Source organism: Bacillus sp. EB106-04-02-XG92 (assembly GCF_058791995.1).
Window position 1 is genome coordinate 1 of record NZ_JBYTEA010000003.1, and the last position, 16,728, is coordinate 16,728.

General features: G+C 36.3%; 23 protein-coding genes. 14 read left to right on the plus strand and 9 right to left on the minus strand.

Annotation, left to right across the window (positions count from 1 at the left end):
- Positions 1 to 272 precede the first annotated feature (272 nt).
- The 9 genes from AC3WVA_RS08825 to AC3WVA_RS08865 all read left to right on the plus strand — a co-directional run bounded on the left by AC3WVA_RS08825 (position 273) and on the right by AC3WVA_RS08865 (position 5,612).
- Positions 273 to 611 carry a magnetosome magnetite crystal formation protein family gene (locus AC3WVA_RS08825; protein WP_098881344.1) on the plus strand — a complete coding sequence of 113 codons (339 nt, stop codon included), beginning with the start codon at positions 273 to 275 and terminating at the stop codon, positions 609 to 611.
- A 3-nt stretch (positions 612 to 614) separates the two neighbouring features.
- Positions 615 to 866: a hypothetical protein gene (locus AC3WVA_RS08830; RefSeq protein ID WP_142342042.1), complete on the plus strand. Its 252-nt coding sequence runs from the start codon at positions 615 to 617 to the stop codon at positions 864 to 866.
- 8 nt (positions 867 to 874) lie between these two features.
- Complete coding sequence (locus AC3WVA_RS08835) at positions 875 to 1,618, plus strand: MerR family transcriptional regulator (protein ID WP_098881342.1); 744 nt, start codon at positions 875 to 877, stop codon at positions 1,616 to 1,618.
- 53 nt (positions 1,619 to 1,671) lie between these two features.
- The gene (locus AC3WVA_RS08840) at positions 1,672 to 1,998 is read left to right on the plus strand and encodes a nucleoside triphosphate pyrophosphohydrolase (protein ID WP_195756574.1); all 327 of its coding nucleotides are present in this window, start codon (positions 1,672 to 1,674) and stop codon (positions 1,996 to 1,998) included.
- A 208-nt stretch (positions 1,999 to 2,206) separates the two neighbouring features.
- Positions 2,207 to 3,067 (plus strand): DnaD domain-containing protein, encoded by an 861-nt coding sequence (locus AC3WVA_RS08845; RefSeq protein ID WP_492321868.1) that lies wholly within the window; start codon positions 2,207 to 2,209, stop codon positions 3,065 to 3,067.
- Complete coding sequence (dnaB, locus tag AC3WVA_RS08850; protein ID WP_195756572.1) at positions 3,064 to 4,353, plus strand: replicative DNA helicase; 1,290 nt, start codon at positions 3,064 to 3,066, stop codon at positions 4,351 to 4,353. The genes AC3WVA_RS08845 and dnaB overlap by 4 nt, the downstream gene beginning before the upstream one ends.
- 238 nt (positions 4,354 to 4,591) lie before the next feature.
- Positions 4,592 to 4,714: an RNA polymerase sigma factor sigma-70 region 4 domain-containing protein gene (locus AC3WVA_RS08855; protein ID WP_483458422.1), complete on the plus strand. Its 123-nt coding sequence runs from the start codon at positions 4,592 to 4,594 to the stop codon at positions 4,712 to 4,714.
- A gap of 124 nt (positions 4,715 to 4,838) precedes the next feature.
- Entirely contained in the window at positions 4,839 to 5,246 is a 408-nt protein-coding gene (locus tag AC3WVA_RS08860; protein ID WP_195756570.1) for a DUF3862 domain-containing protein, read from the plus strand.
- A 21-nt stretch (positions 5,247 to 5,267) separates the two neighbouring features.
- On the plus strand, positions 5,268 to 5,612 hold the full coding sequence (locus AC3WVA_RS08865) for a DUF4064 domain-containing protein (protein ID WP_429604402.1): 345 nt from the start codon (positions 5,268 to 5,270) through the stop codon (positions 5,610 to 5,612).
- 109 nt (positions 5,613 to 5,721) lie between these two features.
- Here AC3WVA_RS08865 and AC3WVA_RS08870 read toward each other — a convergent pair whose 3' ends face one another.
- Positions 5,722 to 6,507 carry a TrmB family transcriptional regulator gene (locus AC3WVA_RS08870; protein ID WP_429604403.1) on the minus strand — a complete coding sequence of 262 codons (786 nt, stop codon included), beginning with the start codon at positions 6,505 to 6,507 and terminating at the stop codon, positions 5,722 to 5,724.
- Positions 6,508 to 6,617: 110 nt separating this feature from the next.
- Here AC3WVA_RS08870 and AC3WVA_RS08875 point away from each other — a divergent pair, with 110 nt between their 5' ends.
- Positions 6,618 to 7,385, plus strand: a complete 768-nt coding sequence (locus AC3WVA_RS08875) for a TSUP family transporter (RefSeq protein ID WP_429604404.1) — start codon at positions 6,618 to 6,620, stop codon at positions 7,383 to 7,385.
- 242 nt (positions 7,386 to 7,627) lie between these two features.
- On the opposite strand, the gene AC3WVA_RS08880 is transcribed toward AC3WVA_RS08875, so the two are convergent.
- Positions 7,628 to 8,203, minus strand: a complete 576-nt coding sequence (locus AC3WVA_RS08880) for a TetR/AcrR family transcriptional regulator (RefSeq protein WP_429604405.1) — start codon at positions 8,201 to 8,203, stop codon at positions 7,628 to 7,630.
- 142 nt (positions 8,204 to 8,345) lie between these two features.
- Between AC3WVA_RS08880 and AC3WVA_RS08885 the strand changes: the two genes are divergently transcribed.
- A complete protein-coding gene (locus AC3WVA_RS08885) occupies positions 8,346 to 9,821 on the plus strand; it encodes an MDR family MFS transporter (protein ID WP_429604406.1) in 1,476 nt (491 codons plus the stop codon).
- A 43-nt stretch (positions 9,822 to 9,864) separates the two neighbouring features.
- Here the strand turns inward: AC3WVA_RS08885 and AC3WVA_RS08890 are convergent, their stop codons facing one another.
- From AC3WVA_RS08890 to AC3WVA_RS08910, 5 genes are all read right to left on the minus strand, one after another.
- Positions 9,865 to 10,392, minus strand: coding sequence for a permease (locus tag AC3WVA_RS08890; protein ID WP_429604407.1), 528 nt, complete (start codon positions 10,390 to 10,392; stop codon positions 9,865 to 9,867).
- Positions 10,389 to 10,871 carry a hypothetical protein gene (locus AC3WVA_RS08895; protein WP_097843714.1) on the minus strand — a complete coding sequence of 161 codons (483 nt, stop codon included), beginning with the start codon at positions 10,869 to 10,871 and terminating at the stop codon, positions 10,389 to 10,391. Before AC3WVA_RS08895 ends, AC3WVA_RS08890 begins: the two co-directional genes overlap by 4 nt.
- The gene (locus tag AC3WVA_RS08900) at positions 10,864 to 11,205 is read right to left on the minus strand and encodes a PadR family transcriptional regulator (RefSeq protein WP_000683186.1); all 342 of its coding nucleotides are present in this window, start codon (positions 11,203 to 11,205) and stop codon (positions 10,864 to 10,866) included. The genes AC3WVA_RS08895 and AC3WVA_RS08900 overlap by 8 nt, the downstream gene beginning before the upstream one ends.
- 418 nt (positions 11,206 to 11,623) lie before the next feature.
- Positions 11,624 to 12,100, minus strand: a complete 477-nt coding sequence (locus AC3WVA_RS08905) for a hypothetical protein (RefSeq protein WP_098521547.1) — start codon at positions 12,098 to 12,100, stop codon at positions 11,624 to 11,626.
- 223 nt (positions 12,101 to 12,323) lie between these two features.
- Positions 12,324 to 12,449: a YjcZ family sporulation protein gene (locus tag AC3WVA_RS08910; protein WP_000540385.1), complete on the minus strand. Its 126-nt coding sequence runs from the start codon at positions 12,447 to 12,449 to the stop codon at positions 12,324 to 12,326.
- Between the two features lie 199 nt (positions 12,450 to 12,648).
- On the opposite strand from AC3WVA_RS08910, the gene AC3WVA_RS08915 reads away from it, so the two are divergent.
- Positions 12,649 to 12,894, plus strand: coding sequence for a hypothetical protein (locus tag AC3WVA_RS08915; RefSeq protein ID WP_141539698.1), 246 nt, complete (start codon positions 12,649 to 12,651; stop codon positions 12,892 to 12,894).
- Positions 12,895 to 13,237: 343 nt separating this feature from the next.
- Here the strand turns inward: AC3WVA_RS08915 and AC3WVA_RS08920 are convergent, their stop codons facing one another.
- On the minus strand, positions 13,238 to 14,644 hold the full coding sequence (locus AC3WVA_RS08920; protein ID WP_098346328.1) for an alpha/beta hydrolase family protein: 1,407 nt from the start codon (positions 14,642 to 14,644) through the stop codon (positions 13,238 to 13,240).
- A 432-nt stretch (positions 14,645 to 15,076) separates the two neighbouring features.
- Between AC3WVA_RS08920 and AC3WVA_RS08925 the strand changes: the two genes are divergently transcribed.
- Together AC3WVA_RS08925 and AC3WVA_RS08930 are read left to right on the plus strand one after the other, a co-directional pair.
- Positions 15,077 to 15,661 carry a CGNR zinc finger domain-containing protein gene (locus AC3WVA_RS08925; protein WP_098881329.1) on the plus strand — a complete coding sequence of 195 codons (585 nt, stop codon included), beginning with the start codon at positions 15,077 to 15,079 and terminating at the stop codon, positions 15,659 to 15,661.
- Positions 15,662 to 15,777: 116 nt separating this feature from the next.
- On the plus strand, positions 15,778 to 16,332 hold the full coding sequence (locus AC3WVA_RS08930) for an HPP family protein (RefSeq protein ID WP_098346326.1): 555 nt from the start codon (positions 15,778 to 15,780) through the stop codon (positions 16,330 to 16,332).
- A gap of 118 nt (positions 16,333 to 16,450) precedes the next feature.
- Here the strand turns inward: AC3WVA_RS08930 and AC3WVA_RS08935 are convergent, their stop codons facing one another.
- Complete coding sequence (locus AC3WVA_RS08935; protein ID WP_098346325.1) at positions 16,451 to 16,561, minus strand: YjcZ family sporulation protein; 111 nt, start codon at positions 16,559 to 16,561, stop codon at positions 16,451 to 16,453.
- Positions 16,562 to 16,728: the final 167 nt, after the last annotated feature.

Genomic DNA, 16,728 nt, shown 5'->3' on the forward strand with positions numbered 1-16,728 from the left:
CCCGGTACAATACCGGACTCACTTTTATCAAGCTGCCTAATGAAATAACCGTGTCTAACTTTTAGGGGTCACTTCAGATATATGCTCTTCTTTTTATTTATAAATAACATGGATGTGAATCTTAAATGATGACCTCCACCCTGTCAAGGTAAAAGTCTAATTTTATCTATATTGGTATTAATCAATTTCTTCTATACATTCCCCTTGCACCTCACCCAACGTCACCCCCTAACCTAAAGAAGACAAATCAAAAAAGGGGGACCAAACCACTCATGAAAACCACCACAAAAGAAAAAAGAAACAACATCATCATGCTACTACTCTCAGCCGCAATAGGAATTTTTTCACCACTACTCATGTACATCACACTGGCACGTAAAAATGAAGTGTACAAATATCATTGCCGAAAGGCGTTCAACTTTCATTTGTTAATTTTTCTTCTATTTAATATTAGTTCACGTATTAGTGATGTTTTGTTTTGGATTATGTTTGCCTTTGAGGTCGTTCAAGTGATCATTGTTGCGTGGAAAGTAATACGCGACGAGCCCTATCGTTATTTCATTCGAATTCCGTTATTTAAAGAAGATAAGTACGCAGTGGAAGGAGAATAGGTGATGAAACAAGAAGTGGAGATAAGGGGAAAGCGAATTTTTATTATGCTCGCAGTGTTGTTTATTACGATTTATATCGTTTTACGAAAACGAAAGTATGAGTGCTTTTATGATGGTATTAGTGAGTATGAACATCGTTATAGAGGGAATGTTCCTTTTATATTGCTTGTTGTAGGTTTGTTTCAATATTGTAGGCGGAATGAGATGAGTTTTTCTCATATGCTTCAGTATGTGAAAGATAAGCTATCGGAGTAGGTGATGATATGGCGTGGATGATTAGTGAGTTTGCAAGTGTTGGGGATGTTACGGTGCGGACGCTTCGTTATTATGACAAGATTAATTTATTAAAGCCGAGCGATTATACTGAGGGCGGGCATCGGTTATATACGAAAGATGATTTGTATGTGCTGCAGCAAATTCAATCGTTTAAGCATCTTGGTTTTTCGCTTGGGGAAATTCAAAATATTATATTGCAGCGTGATATTGAGACGGAAGAATTTTTAAGACAAATGAATTTTCAAAGAGAGATGCTTTTGGCGGAGCAAGAAAGAATTACGAAGGTACTTTCGCATATGGATGAGATGACGAAGAAGTTTCAAAAGGAAGAACGAGTAGATATCGCTTTATTTTCTTCTTTTCTGCAAACTTTCATATGGGAGAAAGAAAATAAGGAATGGTTAGAGGAACATTTTTCAAAAGAGAGTGTTCAAGGTTTTTATAATAATAAGGAATTAAAAGAAGAGTTTGATCGGCGATTTATGGATGTGATAGGGAAGTTGAAAAAGTATAAAGTAGAAGAGAAGGATCCGAGTCATCAAGATGTTCAAGTTACCTTGAAGGAATTTTTCAATGTAATAGAAGAGATAACGAGTTATCTTGATACACCTCAAAGTGATATAGAGGATATAATCAATCAATCGAAACTTCCACTATCCGAATTCCCAACGCTCTTCACAACCGAAGAAGAAAATTATATAAAAGAAGCAATGCAGCAGTTTAACCACTAGTTAAACTGCTTTTCCATTATAATAGAAGAAAAACCAAACGGAGGGAACCCCACATGCCAACCTACAACAAACTAATCCGAAACAATATCCCACAAATAATAAAATCCAACGGAAAAACACCCACAACAAGAATCCTAAACGAAGATGAATACATAGAGGAACTCTGCAAAAAAACACAAGAAGAACTAACCGAATATCTAGAAGCAGACACAAAAGCACATAAACTAGAAGAACTATCCGACCTACTAGAACTAATAAACGCCCTAGCCGAACACGAAGGCACAACACTAGAAGAAATCAACAACATCCGTAAAAAGAAAGAAAAAGAACGAGGTGGCTTCTCAGATCGAGTCTTCCTAATCCAAGTAACCGATAACTAGCCCCTCCTAAGCCCCTTACAAGCCCCTTACAAGCCCCTACCAAGTAATAAATCACTAAGAAAAAACATAACAAAACAAAAACACCAACAAACACCGTAGTAGGAGTCGAAAAAAATTTTGAAATAACACGCCAAAAACCCGGCCCTCCTTCCTATATATAGTACAAAGAGGAAATTTTCATTTTTGAATTAGGACGGGAGGAATTGGGATGGCGGTGTATCGTACTGTGCAGGTGAATTTTTGGCAGGATGATTTTGTTTTGGATTTGACGCCGGAGGAGCGGTATTTTTATGTGTATTTGTTGACTTGTTCGAAGACGACGCAGTGTGGGATTTTTCCTTTTCCGAAGCGGTTAGCTGAGATGGAGACTGGTTATAATCGGGAGACTGTTGATAAGCTTGTGCAGCGCTTCATTGATTATGGGAAGATTCTTTATGAAGCGGAGACGCGGGAGTTATTCGTTTTAAATTGGCTTCGTTATAATCCTGTGACGAATACGAATGTGGAGAAGTGTGTGCTTCGTGAGCTGAAGGGTGTGAAGAATAAGGAGTTTGTACATATGTTTCTTCAGAGGTGCGTAGAGGAGGAGCTGAATGTTCCGATGCTTTTAGCGCATTTCGGTATGCCGAGTGATTTGGCTTTGGATGATGTTGAGCCAGTTTGTGAGGAGACAGAGGAAGAAGAGGTTATAGAGGAAGAAACGGGGAGTCGCGTGTTTTCTTTTTATGAGCAGCATTTCGGAAGCTTGTCCCCTCATACGGTGGAGGAACTGAGTGCGTGGATGGAAGATTTGTCAGAGGAGCTTGTGCTGAAGGCTCTTCAAATTGCGTTTGAGAATAATAAGCGGACGGTTGCTTATGTGAAGGGGATTTTGAGAGGGTGGCACGGGAAAGGATTTACGAAAGTATGTGAGGTTGAGGCGGATACGACGAGCTTTCGGAAGAAGGAGTCGTCTGTTAGTACGGGGGAGACGGAGGAGTTTTTGGCGAGGTGTGAGGAGTGGGAGAAGAATGCGCCGTCTGAGGAAGAGTTGCAGCGCTTTTTAGCGGAGCGCGGGTGGCGTCCATGAGTATTCAAAATGTGGAGGCGGAAAAGACGGTGTTAGGTTCTCTATTACTTGATGGAGAGCTTATTAAGGAGTGCCGTTTGACGGAGCAGTATTTTTCTCTGTCAGTGCACAAGTCTATATTTCAGTTAATGCGAAAAATGGAAGAAGAGGGGCAACCGATTGATCTTGTGACGTTCATTTCTAGGGTGGATCCGAAGTTTTTAGAGGGGATCGGGGGAATGGAGTATTTTATAGGGTTAATGGATGGGGTCCCTACAACTGCCAACTTCTCTTATTATGAGGGGCTTGTTCGAGGTGCCTGGAAAATGTATCAGGCAGGTGTTCTCGGGCACAAGATGGGAGAGCGTCTTATTGCGGAGAAGAATGAGAAAATTATTGGTGAGACGATTACGGCACTTTGTGAGTTAGAGGAAAAGGACTGTGTATGTGAGTTTGATTTGAAGGATGCGCTAGTTGATTTATATGAAGAGCTTCATCAAGATGCGAAAGAGATTACTGGTATTGAGACTGGTTATACATCGCTAAATAAAATGACGTGTGGATTGCAGGAAGGTGATTTTGTCGTCCTTGGTGCGCGTCCTTCTATGGGGAAGACTGCGTTTGCGTTAAATGTTGGACTGCATGCGGCGAAGTCTGGAGCGGCGGTTGGATTATTTTCGTTAGAGATGAGTAGTAAGCAATTGTTGAAAAGAATGGCGTCTTGCGTAGGTGAAGTGTCAGGAGGTAGGCTGAAAAATCCGAAGCATCGTTTTGCGATAGAGGACTGGGAAAAGGTGAGTAAGGCGTTTGCGGAGATTGGGGAATTACCATTTGAGATTTACGATAACGCAGGCATTTCGGTGCAAGATATTTGGATGCAAACTCGTAAGTTAAAGAGGAAGTATGGGGATAAAAAGCTTTTAGTTATTGTAGATTACTTGCAGCTTATTACGGGCGATCCGAAGCATAAGGGTAATCGATTTCAAGAGATTAGTGAAATTTCGCGTAAACTTAAGGTATTAGCACGTGAGTTAAATGTTTGTGTAGTAGCGTTGTCACAGTTGTCTCGTTCTGTAGAAGCACGTCAAGATAAGCGACCTCTTTTATCTGATTTAAGAGAGACAGGACAAATTGAGCAAGATGCGGATGTCATTATGCTTATGTATCGCGAGGATTATTATGATAAGGAAACGGCGCAGAAAGAGATGACGGAAATTCATGTGGCGAAGCATCGGAATGGACCTGTTGGTAGTTTTAAGCTTAGGTTTTTGAAGGAGTTTGGGCGATTTGTGGAGGTTGGATTATAAAATAGAAGAAGGCATATAAAAAGGTAAAGGAGTGGTTACGGATGACAAAAGTGGGTCGTTTATCCCGCTTTAATGGGCAGTAAGACCCCCACCTCAAAATTCAGCGAAAGCAAAGAAGTAAGGTGGGGGATCAACTGCCCATAAAAGTCCGATTGGTTCAACTAATAATCAGTGGGGGATGAAGAAAACCCCCACTGATTAAAGTTTCACTTTATATGAGCAAGAGAAGCAAGAAGAAATTGATAAAGCACTTTCGGCAGCTGGAATGCTCTTTAAAGGAATGAGTATAGAAGAAATAGCTAAAAAATTAGATGTAACAATTGAAAAGGTGAAAGAGTGGGAGAAGCGTTTATCCGATTAAAAGGGGCGATATTCAGTGTTGCTCTTTTTTTTATTATCTATGACATAATATGACAAATTTTGGGTGGGTTATTTGCTAAGATAGGCTTGGAAATCTTACATTATAGTTAATAGGGGGATTTGAAATGTTAAAAAAACTAGGGGCATTGGTTTTAGGAAGTGCTGTAGCATTAAGTTTAGTGGCATGTGATGATGCTACTAAGGAAGCTTCTAATGAGAAAAAAGAAGAGCCAAAGCAAGAAACGAAGAAAGAAAATACAGAAAGTAAAAAGAAAATTACAGCAGCTGACGTAGAAGCTATTAAAGTAGGTGATTCTTTAACTGGTGCGGGTGGGGAGAAATACGAAGATGTGGTCGCAAAGTTTGGAGAGCCGGATAATAAAGCGGAGTCTCAAGCTGGGGATATTAAAATGATTATTGCTAGCTGGACAAAAAATGTTAATGGTGACCTTGGAGCGAATTTTAATGTTACATTTACTGAAAAAGATGGGCAAAAACTTGCTACGAGTAAAGCACAAATGGGAATGAAATAAAGGAAGGATAGGGGATTCAAAATGAAACGTACAACAGAATTTGTATTAGGACTTATTGGTGGTATTTTCGGTATTTTATGTGCATTTATCGCTTTATTTATAGGTGGAGTCGCTTCTGCTATGGAGGCAGAAGGAGCGAGTAATGTAATTGGTTTAGGTTGGGTAGCGGTCGCATTATCAATTCTAGGTATCGTTGGATCAGTTATGGTAAAAAGCAAAGCAAAAGTGGGCGGAGCTATGATGACAATCGCTGCAATTGGAGGATTTATTTGTATTTCTTTCATTTATATTTTACCTGCAGTTTTACTATTAATCGGTGGGCTAATGGGAATCCTTCGTAAAGAGAAAGTGGCAGTGTCTGCATAAATCAACATGTTAAAAATAGCCGACTATTATATAATAGTCGGCTATTTTTATAAGGAGAAGTTGTTAGGTTTAATACGCAAATTTTTTGATTTGCTCTTGAATATCCTTCTTATTTCCCCATAAAGAAAGATCGTCTCTCTGCAGTAATCCATTGCTCCAAGTCGTCTTGGCTACGTCGGACAAGTCGATTCACTAAAACGTCATGCCATACATAATCCTCAAGTAAGTATATATGAACGGGGTCATCTGTATAAAAAGCAATATTACGCTCTTCAAGTGATGGTCCATAAATCATCTCTTTAGAATCTATGGATAAAATAAACCAATGTTCTGTAGACAGAGTTTCTGTATAAGGTGTGATACGATGAGCTTCTAGATTTTTAATTGGATTTTCAACATGTAAGGTAATACCTTGTACTGAAACTGTATCAGCTACCTCAGATAGTTCCTCTTTTAATGCTTCATACATCTCATCCCACATTGAAATGACAATACGGTGTTCTGCTTTTTTTATTAATGCCTGACAATAGCTAATGATTGTTTTGTTGTCTTTTAAAGTAATCACTCGATTATCCGTCTTTTCCTCGGATGTTTCGAGTTTTTTTAATGAATCACTGATTCCTTCATAAGTAGACTGCCATTCTGATTGAGCTTTCTGTAAAAAGATTTCAACAGGTAGAGGTGAATAGCGAGTGGTGTCATTTATTTCTTCCTTCATGACAATTCCTTTTTCTACAAGGTTACCTAAAATCTCGTAAATTCGCGCCCTTGGGACCCCTGAATCCTTACTCACTTGATAGGCTGTGACAGGCCCCTGTTTCACAAGAGATACATAAGATTTAGCTTCATATTCATTAAAACCAATTTTTTTAAGCTGTTGTACTATGTAGTCCACTTTTTTCGTCCTCCGATGTTTGCTTTTATATTTCAACGTTACAATAACTCTTTACATTTAGCAAATTGATAGTTACTATTACAATAGTGACTAAAGGGGAGGCTACTAGTATGGATTTGTATTTAGACCCATCTATATTAATTATTTTGATTGCTTTTGGATTTTTAGCTGCATTTATTGATTCAGTTGTAGGCGGTGGTGGATTGATTGCCTTACCAGCTTTATTATTTACAGGATTGAATCCAGCAAGTGCAGTAGCCACAAATAAGCTAGCATCAACAATGGGGAGTGCAACTAGTAATATTGTGTTTTATCGTTCTGGTAATCTTGATTTGAAATCGGCGTTTAAATTATTTCCAATCACTTTCATAGGTTCCATAATAGGGGCATGGACCGTTCATTTAATGAATCCAGAAGTATTGAAGCCATTAATGCTGATCATGCTTGGTGTGGTCGCTATTTATACGATATTTAAGAAGGATTGGGGAAGTATTTCCACTCATAAAAAATTGTCTGGTCGACACGTCATTATTTTTACCTTTTTTATTTTTGCTATTGGTTTTTATGATGGATTTCTAGGGCCTGGCACAGGTTCATTTTTAATGTTTTCTCTTTTATTTATTGGGTATGATTTTTTAAAAGCAGCAGGTAATGCGAAGTTTCTTAATTTAGGAAGTAACGTTGGTGCATTGTTAATGTTTATGTATGTAGGGCAAGTAAACTATGCGTATGGTTTTATAATGGGGATTGCTCAAATTGCTGGAGGAGTCGTTGGCTCGAAATTTGCTATAAAAAAAGGAAGTGGGTATGTTCGTGCCCTTTTCATTACAGTGACTTGTTTATTGTTAGCGAAAAATCTGTATGACTATGTGCAGTAAGTAATCAAAGGACGTAGAAAAGGTCAAGATTACATAAAATATAAGAAGACACTAGGGAAAATTCCTTTTACCTTTTTTAGATGCTACCTTATTTGAAGATAGCATCTAAAAAAGTCTCATTAAAAAAGAAAATTTACGTGAAGAGATGTTAGCGCATCTCTTCTTTTTGTTATATGCCATTTATTTGCTGTCACATTTATATCGTATTCTACCGAAAACATATCATGTTCTTATCTGTAGTTCTACTCTTTTCCAAACTGAAAAATATCCCGGTTAATAAGTTGGTGGAGATACTTATCCATTTCAGCAGCAGAAACTTTTCTTTCATTTTTAAACCACCATGCGCTTAATGAGTTGATTGCCCCAGAATAAAATTCAATGATTAAATCATTTGGCATTGTATGGTTTTTGCAAAGTTGATTTAATGCTTCTATTTCTTGTTTTCTCGTTTCGTGACTTAAATACTGTGTTCGGTTAATAAATTGTTCATCAGACATTTGCGTTTCTAATATTTTACCGATCTCTTCATGATGTAGAAATTGTTCCATTACTTGAAATGGTTTACTTAATCGATCTGAAACTGGTATTTCAACAATCATCTTGCTGTATCGTTTAAATCCAAATGCTAATAAAGCATCTTTATCTTCGAAGTGTTTATAAAAGGTTGTTCGGTGTACCATCGCGCGGTCACATATTTGGTTAATCGTGATCGTACTATATTTCTGTTTTGATTGCGTCATTAATTCAAATAAGGAATCCCATAGTAATCTATGTGTACGTCTAATACGTAAATCGAGTTGTTTTTCATTATCATTCATCTACAATTCTCCTTTTTTGTAGATTAAGTATACAGTGGCTGACAATTGATTCTCCCTTTTTAATCTACATATGTATATTATATTACATGTGTTCCGGTGTATTTAAAGTTTTTTAAGTAAGAAATAGGAGGAGAATTTGTAAATGAATATGACAACTAAGAGCCCAGCAAGTGGCAAAGTTGATACTTCTAATTTGAAACATACCCCCATTTTAATTGCATTACTTTTAGGGGCAATGGTTGCATTATTAAACGAAACATTACTTGGTAATGCGTTAACAGTATTAATGAAAGAGTTTGGTGTAACAGCTTCAACGATTCAATGGCTTTCTACAGCTTACATGTTAGTGGTTGGGGTTTTAGTTCCGATTACAGCGTTACTTCAGCAATGGCTCACAACGAGACAAATGTTTTTAATCGCTATGGTAACGTTTTTAGCCGGTACATTAATTGCGGGATTTGCGCCGACATTTTCCGTTTTATTAGTCGGCCGTATCGTCCAAGCTGTAGCGACGGGATTAATTACACCGTTATTAATGAATACAATATTAATCATTTGTCCGCCTGAAAAACGGGGTGCGACAATGGGATTAATCGCACTTGTGATGATGGCAGCTCCAGCAATTGGACCTACATTATCTGGAGTAATTGTGGATTCATTAAATTGGCGCTGGTTATTCTACATTGTTATTCCAATCGTGATCATTTCAATTATGATTGGGATGAAGTACATTCAAAATGTTTCAGAGTTAACAAGACCAAAAGTAGATTATCCATCTATCGTTTTATCGACATTAGGATTTGGCGGACTTGTGTATAGCTTTAGTGCATCGGGTGATTTAGGATGGTCTGATGCGAAAGTGTATGGCACTTTACTTGTTGGGCTTATCTCATTATGTATTTTTGCTGTTCGACAATTGAAAATTGAGAATCCAATTTTAGAATTACGCGCATTTAAAGTTCCGATGTTTACATTATCAGTTGGATTAATCGTCATTGTGATGATGTCATTATTTTCAACGATGACGTTATTACCGATGTTCCTGCAAACAGTTTTACTCGTTACAGCTTTTAAATCAGGAATTATCATGCTTCCAGGAAGTGTTATTAGCGCCATAATGGGACCAATCGCGGGTAAACTATTTGATAAATTTAGTCCGAAAGTTATTATCGTTCCTGGTATTGTGTTAGTGGGGATTGCAATGTTCTTATTTAAAGGCATTACTCCTGACACATCAATGGTACAAATTATTGTCATGCATAGCGTATTAATGGTTGGACTCATGTTTGTCATGACAGCACAAACATACGGTTTAAATCAATTAACACCAGATTTATATCCACACGGAACAGCACTGTTTAGTACACTGCAACAAGTAGCTGGCGCAATTGGTACGGCTATCTTTATTTCGAAAATGTCTTCAGGAACAGCTAGCTATATGGAAAGCTCCGCAAATCCACTGGATCCAGTAGAGAAGTTAAACGGTTTAACATCAGGATTCCAAGGTGCTTTTACACTAGGGTTAGTCTTTATCATTGTTGCTTTTATCGTATCGTTGTTTTTAAAAGAAGAGAAAGAGGGAGTAGCGGCAGCGAGGGTTTTACAGAACGAGAATTAAGGTTCAAATAAAAAAGACATCTTTAAGAGGTAAAGATGTCTTTTTACATTTCTTTCGTAACATCATACCGAAGCAACTCTCCCTGATCATAAAACCTCTCAAAAACAATCCCCATTACATAAAAGAACACTAAACCGAAACCAATATGAATAAGTGTAAAAGTAGCTCCAAATGAAGAAAATTCATACACGAGAATTGGCAATTTCGCAGTTGTCCAAACGCCTAAGAAAAAGACGATGTACCGAATGCTTGCGCCTTTTTGTAAGAGTAGTGCTGCAATTGGAAAGGCAACGTAGAGAGGACCAGCTGCAATGCCGCCTAATAAGAGAGAGAATAGGATTCCGTATATACCGGATTTTTCGCCCATATATTTCATGAGCGTTTCTTTCTTCACCCATTGATCAAGCAATCCTACAAATATGAGGACAGGGGGAAGGAGAAACAACATATCTAAAATGCTATTCCCTGTTAATTGTAATGCGCTCCATCCTAAAGATTGATTTATAAAAGTTAACACAAAGAGCCCCAGTAGTAAGATGAAAAAGAAGCGATATCTTTTTAGTTCTTTCATACCATCACCACCCAAATGATATAGGAGAATAGGAGGGACATAAGCAATGCAGATGCATTACGTGCGTAAGCAAAGCTTCGTCCGAATATCTTTTGTTCCATCGGTAAGGTTGTAAGCCCTACTGACATGAGTGTAGACATAAGTGCCGCAACTTGAGGAAGGCCTGCGCCGTGTTGTACTAATGTATTACCAAGTGGGAACACGACGAAGCTTGGAATAAGTGCAACGGATCCGAGTATCGCTGAATAAACAATGCCGAGAAATCCAGATTGCTCTCCAATAATAGAAGAGATGAAAGACGGTGTTAATATAGAAAGCGATAAGCCAACGAAAAGCATGATGGAAAGCATGGCAGGTAGAAGATTGCGAAACATTTTCCACGACTTCATTAGAGCTCTTTTCGTTTTATTGCGGTCCTTCATAAAAGAAATCCCCGTAAGAATAATGGCTAAAGTGTAAAGAATCACGCCATTAATCATGGTCGGAATCCTTTAAGTCCTTATATTTGTCTATGAAAAAGGATAAGTTCTTCATTTTTTCTTCAATATCCATTTGGAAATCTGCTAATTGTTCCTTTCCAGCAGGTGTAATTTTGTACATCTTTCTCGGTTTGTCTTGATGATCTGTACTTACGTAAGATTCAATTGCACCTTCGTTTTCTAATTTTTTTAGCGTACGATATAAAATGGCGCTATCGATTGGATTAACTGGAAGTTCTTCCTCACACTTTTGCAATAATTGCCCGCCATAGTTATCTCCTTCAGCTAGAAATAACAAAAGAAATGCACCTGTATGTCTTCCTGTATGTTTCATGGATATACCTCCTATAATGAATTAAGATTTATACTGTTAATGACAGTATACTGTTGTTAACAGTATATGGTGCATGAAGTGTTATGTCAATTTTAATGTTACATGTACTGAAGAAGGTGTAAGAAAACTTGTTATGAGGAAAGCGTAAATGAGAACAGAATTGGTATGGGGGGTATTGGATGTGCATCTATGGAGGCATCTCATGTAACTGGGGAAATAGAACTTATAATAAAAATGTTAGGTAAACAAGAAATAGAAATACTTCCTTATCTGGTGAAATTTTATCTAATTTTTTATGCTCAATGACTAGGATTTCCAAGTACATAAGAAGGTTATGGATTAATTCAATTCAAATAAATAAAAAGGCACCTTTGTATGCCTTTTTATTACCACACTATGATATGTAGTTAATAATAAATTAATAAATTTCTTCATTTCTCTCTTTGTTGGCAAACATAGTTTTTCTAACATTGAATGTTATGATTGCAAGTATAGAAATAATAACAATATTAGTAAGCTCACTGAAAAACTTATCATTTAATAACTGCGGTAAATTTCCTATCAAGATAATACAGATTGTAGCATATACTAAAAATGTTCCAATCCAAGCAATAATGTAATTAATTAATGCGGCTAGTCTAGGAAAATTAATAACTAAATAATTTAAAATAATGTAATATAGAACACAGGAAACGATAAAGAATAGAATATCCCAAAAATAAACGGCGTACCCACTTGCTATTTTTACCGATACAGCTTTATGTAATGAATATGCAGCGAATCCTCCTAAAAATAAAAAGTCAACTAAAACCGCTACGGTTCTACTAAGCATTTTAGAAATTTTAACAAGGATTATGAATAACAATAATAACAGTATAGGTAATAATAGTATCATTATTTTTTCACCTCCAATTTATTTATACAAAATAATTATAACAAATATAGGAAAATTAACCATATTAATAGGTCTAATTTTTGTAATTATCAATTATATTGAAGTTCCGTATTTAGGCGGAAAAATACAAAAGATTCATATCTATCTGTTCCACATGCTACAGAAGATATGAGTTGTACATCCAAAAACATACAAAAAAAGACACTCTCAAGAGTGCCTTCCTTTAGCAGCCGAATCCGCCGCCCCAACAGCTAGCTCCAACGATGATTAATAAAATAAAGAGTACAACTAGTAAAGCGAATCCGCCGCCGAAACCGCAGCCACCGCCACAAGTACCGCCATAGCCCATATTAACTCCTCCTTCCCTAAAGACCATTAATTAATGGATTTAATTCACTTTATGTTTTTACGGATAGACTTGAGCAGGTCCTTTTGAAAAATAAAAGGAGCTTAGATTTTAAAAGAGTTGACGACCTTATTTTTGTCACCGGTACTGGGGCGTTTACATATTGTATTTTATTCTGTGTATTGGGGGAAGGAGGATCTGCATGGCTAATTCTGAAATGATTTTACGATTACTTACGGATTTAAAAATTGAGCAGCAAGCTTTAAAAGAGCAGTTGGAAAAAATACAAACAGCTGTGACTACTCTTGAAGAAAAATCAGCGATTGTGGAAGAGAAACCAAAGACTATTGAAGAAAAACCAGCTGTTGCTGCTACAAAGCAAAGAGCTCATTCTGGACACCCAACATCTTTTCGTGCTTGGAGAGCATCTGCTCAAAGGAATTCATAAAAATATAAGAAAAGAAGACATCAATTAAGATGTCTTCTTTTGCTAGTACAATCCAAATGCGATAAGAAGGTATATATCCATATTGCTTTAAAACTAAGAAGAAAATAACGATTGTCGACTCCTTTTTTAGTATAGCATGTAATAGTAAATATTTTTATGTAATGTTGCATATATATAGATTATATAATTAAAATCGTATATATTTTAGTTGTCTGTTATTTGTTTTAATTCATTTACTTATATTATTTTTTGAGTGCCCCAGTAATGGGGCCTTTTTTTATAATTGTGTGAAAGCAGAAACCCCTCAAGCTCAAGGAGGGGTTACATAACTAGGAAAAGATTATTAATGTTTCATGAGAGGAAGGTCAGGATATTGCTTCTGAATTTCTTCTAAATGATTTTCGTTTCTCCCTTTTAAATTTTGATCGAAAAAGCTAGTTACTAGTTTATTAATGAGTGTATAATTTGCGGCTACATCTTCGTCTGGTTCGTTAATAATAGGTGAAAATGCTGCTAAATCTGTAAAACTAGTATGATTTGTTTTTGGAATTACTACTGTGTATACGCCAGGTTTTTCAATCGTTTTATTTCTTAAATAGGATATTTCCAATAATTCATTTTGTATTCCGGTTGTCTTTTGATTCTCCGATTCTTTCATGAAATGAATCGTAGCCTCAGCATTCATCAACATAAATGGTTTCTGAGGACCGTCTGTAGGCATTGGATCCCCATACAATCCACCGTCCATATCAATTGCAGCCTTAATACGCGTATCCTTTACTAACATTTGTGCGGAAGTTGCTCCGCCAAAAGAGTGACCGAACATTCCAATTTTGTCATATTCGATTAAGTCTGCAATCGTTTTAAAACTTTTATCGAAATTCCCCTCTATTACTTTATTTAAAACAAAAGTAGTATCCTGTTCCCATTTTTCAACTATGGTATTTAAGGCAGTAGGAGTATAGTCAATTGGTATAGAGTCTATACGGTTTCCGTTAGGGAAAATCGTTGTTGCTGCGTACCCTGTGAAATTAAGAGCGATTACGACATAGCCTTGACTAGCTAATTCCTCTAACTGGAATGTATTTTGTTGACCATATAATCCCATTCCATGGCCGAATAAGAGGAGGGGGAATTTTTCTTTAGCTTGAAGTGGCTTAGCATCTTGATAAGAATGTGTTTTTGTCAGCCCTAAATGTGTCGTTACGATATATGGAACACCGTTTGTTACTGCCAATTGTTCAGCCAGCTCGTTTATGTTCTTAAAATAGGCAGAAGGGTTCCCAGATCCTTTTTCGGCGGGATAGTATACTTGTATCATTAACTCACGATTTCCATGACTATTTGGTACAGTGGTTTCTTTTCGATTTGTATCAATTAAATGAAAATCTTTCGTTCCTACTGTATATTTTCCAGTAGGCTCAGGAAGTGTTATGATCGGAAAAAGTAAAGGTAATGTAAACATTGCGATAGCAGTTACGATAATTCCTAAACCTTTTAAAACTTTCATCACTAACTTTTTAGAAACGGATGTAGTTTTTGGTTTCAAAAAAACTTGTAATGTTAAAACGAACAATAAGAAATAGGCGGGGATCATACGCCAGTTTGCGCCAATTACAATGATGGTGGCAAATAAGAATGCATAATTGATCAGTAAAATGACTATATTTTTTTTCGTCAAACCTCGTTCGATAAAGATGGGAGTGATGCTAGACAAAAGTAATACAGCAATAAAAATGATTTCTAACATTTTTAGCTTTTAGCTCCTTTCCAAATCATATAAATATAGATTGATAATTTATAATCTTCTCAATTATATAACCAACAGTGATAATTGTATGCATGTAAGTAAGTTTCGAATGTTTTTACATGACATCTTAAGAAAAAGTACTCATACGAGTACTTTTTCTTAAATAAATTACTATTTATTTTTAAACCGTTCCCCATAAATGATAAACCATACCGAAAACAAAAAATGCTAGTCCCACAAACAAAACAATTAAGGCAAGCATTCCGTTTTTATTATGTTCCATACAGTTAGCTCCTTTTTAAGTTATATACAAAAAGCCTTTCGTCATAATTATGGCTAAAGGCTTTGGTCTTCATACTTTGTAGTTTATAAAAAAGTTGCACTTCTGTATGAATTTGGAATATGATTGTTTAAAGAGTAGGTGATGAGTACATGCAGGAAAGAAAACAATTCCCGCTTATATCTGGAAATCTCTCATTAGATTTAGTGAATACAGAGTTAGTTAGGCGTGGACAACGTTATGATTTATTAATAACAGATGAAGATGTATTAGAATGGCTACATGTAATAAAGGTTAATCTTCCTTTTTGGAATGAAAAAACACTTATAGGAATTCAAGAGCGACTCAATCGAGTTACATCTAGCATATTAGATCTAAGAGGAGTACTGAGAAAACAGTTTGAGGCAATTGCCGATCAGCATGAAATTTCTGATGATTTTATTACGTATTTAGAAAAACAAATTGAGAAGGCACCATTTACATATAAAGTAATTGAACAGAGTCTAGTACCTATCCCAGTTGGAGAAATTGAGGATGTACTTGTATCGTTAATTGCATTTGATGCTTTAACGTTAATAGCAGAAAATAAGCTTATTTCTCTTAAAAGGTGCTCAAACCCTGACTGTGTTTTATTATTTATAGATAAAAGCGGAAAACGAAAATGGTGTTCTATGAAAATATGTGGAAACCGAAAAAAGGTAGCAAAATTTCAAGTTCGAAAATCTGAAGAAGTGTAGGGAATCAACTTATAACAGTTGATTCTTTTTTTGCACTTTTAAACTAACCCCTAAAATTAATATTGACCGGTTAGTTATTTCGGAATATAATTATTGGTAAATAAAGGAGGATAATGATGGATAATATAACAACAGCTAAGCAGAAAGAGGCTCAACCAATAAGTGCACGATATTTTGCAAAAATGAAAGGGAAAGGAAGAAGTCCGTTACAAGTAAATATAAAGGACTCTTTAACGGGATTATTAGGGGGATTTTTAACGATTCTTACCTTAACATATTTAACGAGCATAACTTCTACAGAACTACTAATGGCCCCATTTGGAGCGAGTTGTGTATTAGCGTTTGGAGTTTGGAATGCACCGCTATCTCAGCCGCGTAATATTATTGGAGGACACTTGATTTCAACTTTCATTGGTCTATCAATATATCATTTATTTGGGAATGAGTATTGGACAATCGCTTTAGCAGTGGGTATGTCGATTGCTATTATGATGTTAACAAGAACAACGCATCCTCCGGCAGGGGCTGATCCAATTGTCGTTATTTTAGGGGCATACAGTTGGAGTTATTTAGTAACGCCGGTTTTAGTTGGTTCCCTTGTTATTGTAGTTATTGCTTTATTTATTAATAATATGAGTAGTAAAAGGAACTATCCGACTTTTTGGATATAATTTGTAAAGCGAAAAACAATTTGAGTAAGTATCCCGTTTTTACTATATTTTCATTTCACATACTCTTTAGTTTACAAAGAAAAGACACCCATATAAGAGTGTCTTTTCCAATAGTTTTTTAGCAGAAGCAAGAAGCTCCAACGATGATTAATAAAATAAACAATACAACTAATAATGCAAATCCTCCAGCAAAACCGCAGCTTCCGCCGCAACTACCACCAAATCCCATAATAGTTCCTCCTTTAATAAGAGGGGAAAACAAAGGGTCACTCGTGTTTTTTAACGAATTCCATTTACTTTATGTTTTGAAGCATAAACGTGAGCAGGTCCTTTTGAAAATAAAAAAGACACTGTAAAAAGTGTCTTTTTTATCTAATTTATGCGCATTGCTTAATA